The sequence below is a fragment of the Bacillus sp. I-2 genome, assembly GCF_001974945.1.
GTDB lineage: Bacteria > Bacillota > Bacilli > Bacillales > Bacillaceae > Bacillus > Bacillus safensis.
This window is the reverse complement of sequence record NZ_LZRW01000032.1, coordinates 193,829-207,208: the sequence shown is the minus strand read 5'-3', so window position 1 is coordinate 207,208 and position 13,380 is coordinate 193,829. Positions and strand designations below refer to the sequence as shown.

The 13,380-nt window shown below is 42.6% G+C and carries 11 protein-coding genes; 1 reads left to right on the top strand and 10 read right to left on the bottom strand.

The window, feature by feature from the left end; genetic code table 11:
- Nucleotides 1–116 precede the first annotated feature (116 nt).
- The 6 genes from hemL to hemA are packed head-to-tail and all read right to left on the bottom strand — an operon-like array spanning nt 117 to nt 6,368.
- A complete protein-coding gene (gene hemL / locus BAE31_RS10015; protein WP_076840345.1) occupies nt 117–1,409 on the bottom strand; it encodes a glutamate-1-semialdehyde 2,1-aminomutase in 1,293 nt (430 codons plus the stop codon).
- A gap of 27 nt (nt 1,410–1,436) precedes the next feature.
- On the bottom strand, nt 1,437–2,405 hold the full coding sequence (gene hemB / locus BAE31_RS10010; protein ID WP_029706177.1) for a porphobilinogen synthase: 969 nt from the start codon (nt 2,403–2,405) through the stop codon (nt 1,437–1,439).
- Nucleotides 2,405–3,196, bottom strand: coding sequence for a uroporphyrinogen-III synthase (locus BAE31_RS10005; RefSeq protein ID WP_076840344.1), 792 nt, complete (start codon nt 3,194–3,196; stop codon nt 2,405–2,407). Before BAE31_RS10005 ends, hemB begins: the two co-directional genes overlap by 1 nt.
- A complete protein-coding gene (gene hemC / locus BAE31_RS10000) occupies nt 3,193–4,125 on the bottom strand; it encodes a hydroxymethylbilane synthase (protein ID WP_034279812.1) in 933 nt (310 codons plus the stop codon). Before hemC ends, BAE31_RS10005 begins: the two co-directional genes overlap by 4 nt.
- Before the next feature lie 37 nt (nt 4,126–4,162).
- Nucleotides 4,163–4,993 carry a cytochrome c biogenesis protein gene (locus BAE31_RS09995; protein ID WP_024423174.1) on the bottom strand — a complete coding sequence of 277 codons (831 nt, stop codon included), beginning with the start codon at nt 4,991–4,993 and terminating at the stop codon, nt 4,163–4,165.
- Nucleotides 4,994–5,000: 7 nt separating this feature from the next.
- Nucleotides 5,001–6,368 carry a glutamyl-tRNA reductase gene (gene hemA, locus BAE31_RS09990; protein ID WP_076840343.1) on the bottom strand — a complete coding sequence of 456 codons (1,368 nt, stop codon included), beginning with the start codon at nt 6,366–6,368 and terminating at the stop codon, nt 5,001–5,003.
- Nucleotides 6,369–6,610: 242 nt separating this feature from the next.
- On the opposite strand from hemA, the gene BAE31_RS09985 reads away from it, so the two are divergent.
- Nucleotides 6,611–7,096 (top strand): hypothetical protein, encoded by a 486-nt coding sequence (locus BAE31_RS09985; protein ID WP_076840342.1) that lies wholly within the window; start codon nt 6,611–6,613, stop codon nt 7,094–7,096.
- 42 nt (nt 7,097–7,138) lie between these two features.
- Here the strand turns inward: BAE31_RS09985 and yihA are convergent, their stop codons facing one another.
- The 4 genes from yihA to clpX all read right to left on the bottom strand — a co-directional run bounded on the left by yihA (nt 7,139) and on the right by clpX (nt 13,282).
- Complete coding sequence (yihA, locus tag BAE31_RS09980; RefSeq protein WP_024423177.1) at nt 7,139–7,726, bottom strand: ribosome biogenesis GTP-binding protein YihA/YsxC; 588 nt, start codon at nt 7,724–7,726, stop codon at nt 7,139–7,141.
- Nucleotides 7,723–10,047: an endopeptidase La gene (gene lon, locus BAE31_RS09975; protein WP_024423178.1), complete on the bottom strand. Its 2,325-nt coding sequence runs from the start codon at nt 10,045–10,047 to the stop codon at nt 7,723–7,725. The genes yihA and lon overlap by 4 nt, the downstream gene beginning before the upstream one ends.
- A 171-nt stretch (nt 10,048–10,218) precedes the next feature.
- A complete protein-coding gene (gene lonB, locus BAE31_RS09970) occupies nt 10,219–11,880 on the bottom strand; it encodes an ATP-dependent protease LonB (RefSeq protein ID WP_041107108.1) in 1,662 nt (553 codons plus the stop codon).
- Between the two features lie 136 nt (nt 11,881–12,016).
- Nucleotides 12,017–13,282, bottom strand: a complete 1,266-nt coding sequence (gene clpX / locus BAE31_RS09965; protein ID WP_024423180.1) for an ATP-dependent protease ATP-binding subunit ClpX — start codon at nt 13,280–13,282, stop codon at nt 12,017–12,019.
- Nucleotides 13,283–13,380: the final 98 nt, after the last annotated feature.

The window sequence follows — 13,380 nt, the reverse complement described above, 5'->3', positions numbered from 1 at the left end:
TAATCCTTAAAAAATAAAATTAGATGTCAATACAGTTGTATGAGGGAGGTAGTGAAAATATGATTGGTTTTCTCCAATGCAAAAAAGCCGATATGTCTCCATATCGGCCTTTTGTTTTATCGACGTAGTTTTTGAAAAACCTTTTCCACTGTCTCAATCGTATATTCGATGTCTTCATCTGTATGAGCTGTTGACAGGAATAGTCCTTCAAATTGAGAAGGCGGGAGGAAGATGCCGTGATCGGCCATTTCCTTGTAAAATTCAGCGAATAAAGCAAGATCAGCTGTTTTCGCTTTGTCATAATTGATCACTTCTTCATTTGTAAAGAAGAATCCGATCATGGAGCCCGCACGGTTAAACGTTAATGGAATTCCGTATGCTTTTGCCGCTTTCGAAATGCCTTCTTCTAAACGGTCACCTTTTCGTTTAAATTCTTCATAAGACTCAGGTGTCAGCTGTTTTAGGGTTTCTAAGCCTGCTGTCATCGCAAGAGGGTTACCAGATAACGTTCCTGCCTGATATATTGGACCACTTGGCGCAATTTGTCTCATAATATCCGCTCTTCCGCCATAAGCACCGACCGGAAGACCGCCTCCAATCACTTTACCAAGGCACGTCAGATCAGGTGTGATACCAAAATAGCCTTGCGCGCAGTGATAATCCACACGGAAGCCTGTCATGACCTCATCAAAAATAAGCAATGATCCATATTTCTCCGTGATGTCTCTTAGTCCTTGCAAGAAACCTTCTTGCGGAGGGACAACCCCCATATTTCCTGCGACCGGCTCTACAATAACACCAGCGATATCATCTCCAAATTCTTGAAAAGCAACTTGAATACTTTCTAAATCATTGTACGGTACTGTGATTGTGTTGCTTGCAGTCCCTTCAGGAACACCAGGACTATCCGGCAGTCCAAGCGTTGCTACTCCAGAACCCGCTTTAATGAGCAAAGAATCACCGTGGCCATGATAGCAGCCTTCAAATTTCACAATTTTATTTCTGCCTGTAAAACCACGAGCTAGACGAAGTGCACTCATCGTCGCCTCTGTACCAGAGCTGACCATGCGAATAACTTCGATGGAAGGAACCCGTTCTGATACAAGTTTAGCTAATTCATTTTCAACTAACGTAGAAGCACCGAAGCTTGTCCCATTTTCCGCTACTCGCTGAATGCTTTCAACAACACGGTCATTCGTATGTCCTAAAATAAGCGGTCCCCATGATAAGACATAATCGATGTATTCATTTCCATCAATATCATAGATCTTGGCGCCTTTGCCTCGTTCCATAAAAATCGGGTCTGTGTTGACTGATTTAAATGCACGCACAGGGCTGTTGACACCACCAGGCATTAAATGCTGTGCTTCTTCAAATGCTTGCTTTGATTTTTCATAGCTACGTCCCATTTCAACGTCCTCCTGTCTATCCGTTCTTTATTCTGAGAGCCATTTTGCTGCATCTTTTGCATGATACGTAATGATGAGTTCTGCTCCTGCACGTTTCATGCTTGTCAGCATTTCAAGAACAAGCTCTTTTTCAGAAATCCAGCCATTTTGAGCGGCGGCTTTCACCATCGCATACTCTCCGCTCACATTATAAGCAACAACAGGGAGTGTAAATTCATTTTTCACATCACGCATAATGTCTAAGTAAGAAAGAGATGGTTTGACAATCAAGAAGTCAGCTCCCTCTTCTACATCAGATTGCGCTTCTCTCAGAGCCTCTAAACGGTTTGCAGGGTCCATTTGATATGTTTTACGATCTCCAAACTGCGGTGTACTATGTGCCGCATCACGAAACGGACCGTAAAAAGCACTTGCATATTTCACCGCATATGACATGACAGGTACATGAATAAAGCCTGCTTCATCAAGTGCCTCACGAATGGCAACAACAAATCCGTCCATCATATTTGAAGGCGCGATGATATCTGCACCTGCACGCGCTTGGCTGACAGCCGTTTTCGCTAATAGCTGAAGAGATTCATCATTTAAAATTTCTCCATCTTCAACGATTCCGCAATGTCCGTGATCTGTATATTGGCATAAGCAAGTGTCTGCAATGACCACGAGCTCTGGGAAATGCTTTTTGATTTCAAGCGTTGCTCTTTGAACAATGCCATGATCGTGATACGCCTCACTGCCTACATGATCTTTATGATCCGGCACACCAAATACAATGATCGATTTGATGCCAAGATCAACAAGCTCTTGGACTTCTTCTTTCACGAGGTCTACAGAAATGTGATACACACCTGGCATTGAAGAGACTTCTTTTCTGACATTTTCTCCCTCTACAAAAAAGATCGGGTAAATGAAATCAGATGGTCTTAAAAAGGTTTCTCTGACTAATTCTCTCATTCCTGCGCTTGTCCGCAATCTGCGGTGTCTGTTAAATTTCATCAATGGTTCAACTTCCTTTCAGATAAACGGCACATTAAATCTAGCATTCCGTCTATCGTATAAGTATCTGGGGTTTCAGAAGAAATCCCGTATTGAAGCAGTGCCTCTTTTGTCAGAGGACCTATCGTCACAAAACAGGTGTCAGATGCAGCAAGCTTCGCTGCATCTGCTTCCATCACATGCATAAAAGAATGAACAGTGGATGAGCTCGTAAATGTAATAAAATCAAATGATTGCTTCGTCATTGCCGATTTAAGCGCAGCAATTCCTTCCTCATCCTTGACTGTTTCATATAAAATCCATTCTTTTACTTCTATGCCGAGCGGAACGAGGGTCTTTTTCACCACATCTCGTGACAGATGCCCTTTTGCTACAAACACACGCTCTCCTGGGCGTACATGGTCAAGTAATGCATCTGCCAGTTCTTCCGCTATAAATCGTTCTGGCACCACATCCACCTTCAAGCCATGCTGCTTAAGATAGGCAGAGGTTTTCTCTCCTACAGCAGCCACTTTCAAATGGGATAAGCTCTTATGTAAATGATGATCTTTTATATAGTTTAGAAAAAAAGACGCACCATTCACACTCGTGAAAACAAGCCAGTGGCTATTTTGTAAGTCCTTTACAAAGGCCTGCGCTTTTTCTTTTGTGAGCGTAGGCTCAAACCGAATAAGAGAGGTTAAAACCGCATGGCCGTTCAGCGCTTCGATCTTTTGCTGAAACACGCCCGCTTGACGTTCATTTCGAGTGACAAGCACCGTCTGTCCGTGAAGCGATTTGCCTATGCTCATTGAGACAGATCCTTTTTCACCTTGTCGATCAAATCCTTTGCTCCCTTATCGGCCATCTGCTTCGCACACGCTGTTCCAATTGCTTCAGGGTCAGTGCCTGTGACGGTTTCTCGAATAATCGTGTGCCCATCAGCAGATGCAACAAGACCTGTTAGTTCAATTTCATTATGCTCATTCATCGTTGCATAGCCAGCGATCGGCACCTGACAGCTTCCATCCATTTGTTTGAGGAAGGCTCTTTCTGCAAGGACCGTTTTCTTCGTATATTCATTCGTAAATTGAGCGAGAAGCTGCAACAGTTCTTCATCATCCCCGCGGCACTCAATCGATAACGCGCCTTGTCCAACGGCAGGCAGACAAGTCTCAGGAGATAAGAATTCCGATACGACCTCTTTGCTCCATCCCATTCTGGACAGACCGGCAGCCGCTAGAATAATGGCATCATACTCTTCATTTTTCAGCTTTTCCAATCTTGTATCAATGTTTCCTCGAATCCATTTAATCTCAAGATCTGGTCTTTCCTGAAGAAGCTGGGCGCTGCGCCGTAAGCTGCTTGTTCCCACAATTGCGCCCTTAGGCAGTTCGCTGAGACTTAGATGATCCTTCGAAATAAGTGCATCCCGTACATCCTCACGCTCAGGAATACAGCCAATGACTAAACCTTCTGGAAGAGCAGCCGGCATATCCTTCATGCTGTGCACCGCCATATCAATGTCATGATTCAGCATCGCCTGCTCGATCTCTTTAACAAACAGTCCTTTTCCGCCAACCTTAGATAAGGTCACATCTAAAATTTGATCACCCTTTGTTACAATTTCTTTTATTTCAAAAGAATAAGAAGGGTTTAGTTCAGACAGCTTTTGAATGACCCATTTTGTTTGTGTAATTGCCAGCTTACTTCGTCTAGAACCTACTTTAATTGTACGCAATACGTCTTCCTCCCGACAATGCCTTTAAGACTCATCATTATTGAAACCAATGAAAGGTTGATAAGCTACCAAGCAGAAAATAATTAATCATCAGCACAAGAAATGAAGCGACATTCCATAGTGCCACGATTTTGCCCTGCATATTTCTCACCAATCTGATATATAAGTAAAAGCCGTATAAAAACAGCATAATAAACGAACCAAGCACCTTTGCATCTGTCCAGTACAACGTATCATACGAAATATATGCCCAAATGATGCCAAGAATTAAACTAAGCAAGAGCATAGGCACACCAATAATGTTTAATACGTACGCCATATGATCCAGCTTTGATAAATCTTCAATTCTCAGAAGCCATTTTCCCCATTTTTTCTTTTTCAGTAAACGATATTGAAAGAGATAAAGCAGTGAAAACGCAAATGAAAGTGAAAAGGCACCGTAGGATAAAATCGCCATCGTAATATGAATCACGAGCAGTTCACTCGTCAGCTTCCCCGTCAGTTCTGCTGAATGGAGGTCAGATGGTGTAAAGGTGTGAATCGCCATCATGGAAAAACCGATCACATTTGTAAAAAAGACAATAAATTCAACGCGCAATACCTTTGTGAGCACAAGAGACAGTGTCACAAGCACCCACGTATAAAAATATAACCCCTCTGCTACATTCAACACAGGGAATCGGTCTGTTTCCATCATAATATAGAACATGTAGACTGTTTGCAGCAGCCAGACAATAGAAAGCAACCAGAAAGCCATTTTTCCAGCCTTCCGGTTGTGTTGAAGAAAATCTATGAAATAGAACAAGACACTTAGTGCATAGATTAAGATCGTCGCTTCATTGAGTCTCGCTACAATGGATTCCATCATCGCTTAATCACTCACTGGCAACTGTAGCAAAGCCTTGTGCCATATTTGGTTTGAACAGCTGAAATGATCCTTGCTCCACCTGCATTGGCTCGACCTTTTGCTCTTCATCTTCAACCTGTAAATCAAAGATTTCTTTAAAGAGTAAAAGCTTTTCCTCTGCATTCGGCTCCGCGGCAATTTCTTTTGCCTTTAAGATAGGATCTTTCAACATTTGGTTGATGATGCTTTTCGTATGTTTATTTAACAGCTTCATTTCACGATTTGTGAGGTTTGGAAGCTTCCGCTCAATACTCTGCATCGTATCGGCTTGAATCGTGAGTGCCTTTTCTCTAAGTGCAGAAATCACCGGAACAACACCTAACGTATTCAGCCATTGCTTAAATTCCACAATTTCTGCTTCAATCAGGAGCTCAACCTGCTCAGCTACTGCACGGCGCTCTTTTAAGTTGGCAGCCACGATGCCTTCAAGGTCATCAATGTCATACAAAAAAGCACCTTCTACTTCAGAAATGGCTGGATCTAAATCACGAGGTACAGCAATATCCACCATAAATAAAGGTCTGCCCTTCCGCTTTTTATTCGCACTTTCGACCATTTCTTTTGTAATGACAAATTGTTTCGCTCCCGTTGAGCTGATTAAAATGTCCGCTTCGGATAATGTTTTTTCTAATTGGTTTAAGCTCTTAGGCTCTCCTGAAAAACGACCCGCCAATTCCTTTGCCTTCTCAAACGTTCGGTTGATGACCGTTACTTGGCCAATTCCTTGACCTTGAAGGTTTTGAGCCGCCAGTTCGCCCATTTTGCCCGCACCAAGAATCAGGACATGCTTATCAGAAAGACGTCCAAAGATTTTTTTGGCAAGCTCAACAGCTGCATAGCTGACAGACACGGCATTAGACGCAATATCCGTTTCCGCATGAGAGCGTTTTGCAACGGTTACCGCCTGTTTAAATAAATAATTGAAAACGGTACCAATGGTCTTCTCCTCTTGAGCTACTTTAAAGCTGGAACGTACTTGACCGAGTATTTGCGTTTCACCAATGACCATGGAATCAAGTCCACAGGCCACACGGAATAAATGCTCAACTGCTCCATCGCTTTCATAGAACTTCAAATATGGAGAGACATCTTCCTTTTCTAAACCGAACCAATCGGCTAAAAATCTTTTTATATAAAACCGTCCAGTATGAAGCTGATCTACTACTGCGTAGATCTCTGTTCGATTACATGTTGAGATGACGATATTCTCTAGAATGCTTTTTTCTTCTTTAAGCTTGGACATCGCTGTTCCGAGCTCACTCGGTTCAAAGCTCAGCTGTTCCCGTATCTCAACAGGGGCTGTTTTATAATCTAAACCCACAACAAGAATATGCATAACTTCAGCTTGCACCCCCAACGCCCTGTCTAATTTATAATAATTACAATATAGAATTTATTATTTATAATGATTATAACATATATTCATTTTTAACTGGATAAAAATTGTGAACAGATTTCAAAAATGTTGTGATATAGTAGAAAAATGTTCGACACCAATTATGCCATATCATCACTTCAAGCAATTTACCAGATTTGGCGCGTGCGGACAAATGATCTGCTTAAAAGAAGGTGACATCTTTGAAGAAGAAATCCATTTTGCTGCCGCTCACTTTACTGGCTGTAGCGCTATATGCCATTCTCTCAGGAGGTCAATTTGACATTTGGAAGGATCAAGAGAAATGGTATACACTTTTACTGCTTTTTGGCCTCGCTTTTTTATATCAAGGAAAAAAGGAGCAAGAAAGCGCTCATGTGTTTATCGGTATGCTCATGACAGGCCTTTCGCTACACTTTATTCTTCAGCCTAAATTGGACCATTGGCCAGACACATTTACAATGATTGTATTCATCTTAGGACTTGCACTCTTTGTGAAATCATCTCAGAAAAAAGAATATCGCATTGAAAGTGTTGTGCTGATCGCACTCGGTTTGTTCCTTTATTTCTTTCAGCAAATTACAAAACAGCTAAGTTCCCTTTCGATCCCTGTTTCCAGCTTTGAGTTGTACTGGCCTTATGTACTGATTGCTGTCAGTCTCCTCTTATTATTTTTAAAAAGGAAATAACTTATACAATAAAAAAGCATCTGCTCATCGCAGATGCTTTTTTTAGCCGTTTACTTTCGCAAGGATCGCATTCCAAGCTTCATCTTTTCCTTTTTTTGTTTCAGAAGAGAATAAGATGAGTTCATCTGATGGGTCAATGTCGAGCGTCTGTTTGACGACTTTCGCATGTTTTTCCCATTTGCCTTTTGGAATTTTATCCGCTTTTGTTGCGATGACGATCACGGGAACTCCGTAATATTTAAGGAATTCATACATGTTCACATCATCTACTGATGGCTTGTGGCGCAGGTCCACAATTTGGACGACTGCTTTTAATTCTTCACGCATTGTAATATACGTTTCGATCATTCTACCCCAGGCCTCGCGCTCTGTTTTTGATACTTTGGCAAAGCCGTAGCCCGGAACATCCACAAAATGGAGCATATCATTAATAATGTAGAAATTAAGCGTTTGGGTCTTTCCTGGTTTAGAAGACGTACGCGCTAAATTTTTACGATTAATCAATGAGTTGATGAACGAGGACTTTCCAACATTTGATCGTCCAGCAAGCGCGATTTCAGGCAGTCCGCCGCTTGGGTACTGCTCTGGTTTCACCGCACTAATGACGATATCTGATTTTGTTACTTTCATCTTCCCTCTCCTACCAACGCTTTCTCAAGCACCTCATCTAAATGTGAGACCGGAATAAAGGTTAGTCCTTCTCTCACACTTTCAGGAATATCATCAATATCCTTCTCATTGTCCTTTGGAAGAATAATGGTTTTCAATCCTGCACGATGTGCGCCTAATGCTTTTTCTTTTAATCCGCCAATCGGAAGCACTCTTCCTCTTAACGTTATCTCTCCTGTCATACCAACCTCTTTTGACACAGGACGTCCTGTGAGTGCTGATACAAGAGCCGTCGCAATGGTGATACCAGCTGATGGCCCGTCCTTTGGAACCGCACCCTCTGGAACATGGATATGAATATCGTGCTTTTCATTAAAATTAGGATCAATGTTCAGTTCATCTGCTTTGGAACGAATATAACTGAATGCCGCCTGTGCAGATTCTCTCATGACATCGCCAAGCTTACCTGTTAACAAGAGCTTGCCTTTACCAGGAGAAAGTGATACCTCAATTGATAAGGTGTCTCCTCCAACCGTCGTATACGCAAGTCCTGTGACAACCCCGACTTGGTCTGTCGTTTCAGCCTGACCATAACGGTAAAGTCTTTTTCCGAGAAATTCAGATAAGTTCTTTTCCGTCACTGTGATGCGCTTGCGGTCTTCAGCCACAATCGCTCTTGCCGCTTTTCGGCAAATGGCCGCAAGCTGACGCTCTAATCCACGAACTCCTGCTTCTCTTGTGTAATAGCGAATCATATCGTAAATCGCTGCTTCACGAAGCTGCAAGTTCCCTTTTTTTAATCCGTGCTCCTTTAGCTGCTTCGGCAGAAGATGATCTTTCACAATCTCTGCTTTTTCAACCTCTGTATACCCTGCAATCGTGATAATCTCCATTCTATCACGAAGTGGACCCGGAATGGTTGCTAAATTGTTGGCAGTGGCAATAAATAACACCTGCGATAAATCAAATGTCTCTTCAATATAGTGATCGCTAAAGTTGTGATTTTGCTCAGGGTCCAACACTTCAAGCATCGCAGAAGACGGATCACCTCTAAAATCAGAGGACATCTTATCGATTTCATCTAAAAGAAACACCGGATTCATTGTGCCTGCCTTACTCATCCCGCGAATGATACGGCCTGGCATCGCCCCTACATATGTTCTTCTATGTCCACGAATCTCAGATTCATCACGCACCCCGCCAAGAGAGATACGGATAAACTTTCGGTCAAGTGATTTAGCAATCGATTTGGCAAGTGACGTTTTCCCTACCCCGGGAGGTCCTGCTAAGCAAAGAATCGGCCCTTTTAATGAATTGGTCAGCTTCTGTACAGCAAGGTATTCAAGCACACGTTCTTTGACTTTTTCCAGCCCATGATGCTCATCATCTAAAATTTCACTTGCAAGCTTTAAATCTAGACGATCTTCTGTATAGATGCCCCATGGAAGATTGATCAGCCAATCAATATAATTTCGAATGACAGAGCTCTCCGCAGAGCTTGAAGGAATTTTTTCATAACGGTTCAATTCTTTTAACGCCGTTTCACGAACAGACTCAGGCATGCTGGACTCTTCGATTTTAGACATTAATGAACTGACTTCGCCTGTTTTCCCTTCCTTGTCTCCAAGCTCCTTTTGAATGGCTTTCATTTGTTCACGCAAATAATATTCTTTTTGCGTTCGTTCCATTGAACGTTTGACGCGCTGTCCAATTTTCTTTTCAATTTCAAGCACTTCTTTTTCATTGTGGATTAAGCTGATGACACGATTCAGACGTTTTTTGACATCCACTGTTTCCAGTACTTCTTGTTTGTCCTTTAATTTAAGCGGCAGGTGAGAAGCGACGATATCTGCCATTCTCCCCGGCTCCTCAATATCCGTCACCGTTGCATATGTTTCAGCTGAGATTTTTTTTGAAATTTTTATGTACTGATCAAAGTGATCTAACAAAGTGCGCATGAGTGCTTCTGCTTCTGCGTCCTTTAACTCTTCTTCTGCCAATTCTTTAATATCGACGGACGTATAGTCCTCCAGCTCCACGTATGACTCGATCTGCGCTCGATTTAAGCCTTCAACGAGTACACGAATCGTTCCATTCGGCAGCTTCAGCATTTGTTTGATTTTTGTGTAGGTGCCGACTTTGAAAATTTCCTCTTCACCTGGTTCATCTATTGAAATTTCCCGCTGTGTTGCTAGAAAAATCATATGATCGTTCATCATCGCCTGTTCTAATGCCTGAACAGACTTCTCGCGTCCAACGTCCAAATGCAAGACCATTGTTGGATAAACAAGCAAGCCTCGCAATGGGAGGAGCGGAACATTCTTTTTGATTTCATCTGCCATGTTGATTGACACCTCCGTCACTAGTATGAATCATTATAATATACCTGTTTCAGTCTTGTACAATGTAAAAGACTTGAGAAATGATGATCTTACCGTAGTATACCCTTTCTTTTTATCTTGAAAAAGAAAAAAAGATCTATTTCACTAAAAAATCCCCATATGTGATGGGGATTAAACAGATTTTCTTTTCATTTCCTCTTCTAGTCCATCTTTCTTCTCGTCTGGCGGGTTGACCAAACACTGATCCAGCACCTCTTGGAAGTGCTTCACAGGCACAATGGTGACGCCTTCAATCTCTTTTAAGATCGACTGCTGGTTGTCATAAGGAATAATCACGGTTGTGGCACCAGCCTGCTTCGCCGCCTTAATCTTCGGTATCACACCGCCGATCGGCTTCACCTGACCCTGCAACCCGATTTCACCTGTCATCGCTGTCAGATGATCAATCGGGATTTGATGAATGGCAGAGAAAATCGCCGCCGCCATGGCAATCCCAGCAGACGGTCCATCAATAGGGGCACCGCCTGGAAAATTAATATGGATGTCATATTCATTTGTCCGTATGCCCAAGTTTCTCAGCACTGTTAATACATTTTCAACAGATCCTTTTGCCATACTTTTTCGTCGAATAGATTTAGACTGACTGCCAATACTTTCTTCTTCTGCAATGCCTGTAATGTTGATACTTCCTTTTTCGAGTGCCTTACATATATTCACTTCAATCTCGAGCAAGGCACCGCTGTTTGGTCCGTAGACTGCCAGACCATTCACTACACCGACTTTTGGCTTTTCCGGTACTTTTTGTTCATATCTTGGTGTCAGCTGGCTTGAGTGAATGACCCACTCGACATCGGCAATCGTGATGTCTTTTCTGTTTTCCGTGACGGCCATTCCAGCGGCGATCTGCACCATATTGACTGCTTCACGGCCATTTTTCACATAAGAGGTTAACAGGTTCAGCCCTTCATCACATAATTCCTTTTGGATTTTCTTTACAGCCTTAGCAGCAACAATTTTCAGTTCATGCTGGTCAAGGTCCTTAAAGAAAATTTCCAAACACCTCGATCGAATCGCTGGTGGAATTTCTTCAGGTGTTCTTGTCGTGGCACCAATCAATCGAAAATCAGCCGGAAGCCCATTTTGAAAAATGTCATGAATGTGATTCGGAATTTGGGTGTTTTCCTCGCTGTAGTAGGCACTGTCTAAAAATACTTTCCGATCTTCAAGGACTTTCAGCATTTTGTTCATTTGAATCGGATGCAGTTCCCCAATTTCATCGATAAACAGAACCCCGCCATGCGCATGCGTAACGGCTCCTTGTTTTGGCTGCGGAATGCCTGCCTGTCCCATCGCTCCCGCCCCTTGGTAAATCGGGTCATGCACGGAACCAATGAGCGGGTCTGCGATGCCCCGTTCATCGAATCTTGCTGTTGTGGCATCGAGCTCCACAAATACCGCATCTTTCTTAAACGGTGAATCAGCATGACGTTTCGCTTCTTCCATGACAAGACGGGCAGCGGCCGTTTTTCCAACCCCCGGTGGTCCGTAGACAATGACATGCTGAGGATTCGGTCCGCACAGCGCTGCTTTTAGAGCACGAATGCCGTCTTCCTGCCCTACAATATCTTGAAACCCCTTTGGCCGGACTCTCTCTGATAAAGGCTCACTCAGCTTGATTGACCGCATCTTTCTGAGTGCTTCCATTTCTTTCTTTGATTCTTTGTCTATCGTCACCTTTTGTGTGCGCTGATTTCGCAGTAAGTTCCAAAAGTACAGCCCGATGACGATACCAAAGAACAGCTGTATAAATAATACGATTCCTGTCCAGCTCAATCGGTGCTCCCTCCTTCATCTATCGTATGTATTGGTTTCTGTCTGCTAGTATTTCCTAGAGCTGGACGGAATAAACACGTCTTCTGCGATAAATAAAAAACTCCTGAATCAAAATGATTCAGGAGTGAGACTTCTCTTATGCAGATGTTTTTGTATCTTTATTGACGACTGTACCATCCTTTAACACAAGACGCGGCGGCTCACCGTCAGCAACCGTTGCACCAGTGATGACACATTTTTCAATATCATCACGAGATGGAAGGTCAAACATGACATCAAGCATGATGCCTTCAATGATCGAGCGAAGACCACGAGCCCCTGTTTTACGCTCAATTGCCTTTTTCGCAATTTCGCTAAGAGCATCTTCTTCAAATTCAAGCTCTACATCGTCAAGCTCAAGCATTTTTGTATATTGCTTAACAAGCGCATTTTTAGGCTTCGTCAAGATTTCTACAAGTGCTTTTTCATCTAACGGCTCTAGGCTTGCAATAACCGGCAGACGACCGATGAATTCTGGAATTAAACCGAAGCGAAGCAAGTCTTCTGGCAGTACTTTTGATAGAAGCACTTCTTTTTCAAGATCTTCGACTTTATTTTCCGCACCGAATCCAATTACTTTTTGACCTAAGCGGCGTTTGATGATTTGCTCAATCCCGTCAAAGGCTCCTCCACAAATGAAGAGGATGTTCGTCGTATCAATTTGAATGAATTCTTGATGCGGATGCTTACGTCCACCTTGAGGCGGTACACTAGCGACTGTTCCTTCAAGAATTTTCAAAAGGGCTTGCTGGACGCCTTCCCCAGATACATCGCGAGTGATAGAAGGGTTTTCTGATTTTCTTGCTACTTTATCGATCTCATCGATGTAGATAATGCCTTTTTCCGCTTTTTCTACATCATAATCCGCTGCCTGGATCAGCTTTAGTAAAATATTCTCTACGTCTTCACCAACATAACCTGCTTCAGTTAATGATGTTGCATCTGCGATCGCAAATGGAACATTTAAAATACGAGCAAGTGTTTGAGCAAGTAATGTTTTACCGCTTCCTGTTGGTCCAATCATAGAAATATTACTTTTCGAAAGCTCAACATCATCAATCTTGCTGTTGGAATTGATCCGTTTGTAGTGGTTATACACCGCTACAGCTAAGGATTTCTTCGCATTGTCTTGTCCGATGACATATTCATCAAGAATCTCCCGAATTTCATGAGGCTTCGGAACATCCTTGAATTCAACTTCTTCCTCTGTGCCGAGCTCTTCTTCAACTATTTCCGTGCAAAGCTCGATACATTCATCACATATATATACGCCAGGTCCTGCGACCAGTTTACGCACTTGATCTTGCGTTTTTCCGCAAAACGAGCATTTTAATTGACCTTTTTCCTCGTTGAATTTAAACATTCTTTCACCCCTTATTCTTCTTCACTTGCCTGTAGCTAACAGTCAGCTACCTTTCTGGGTCCAGTATGTATGCATTTTACCATACTTTCCTAAAAGAC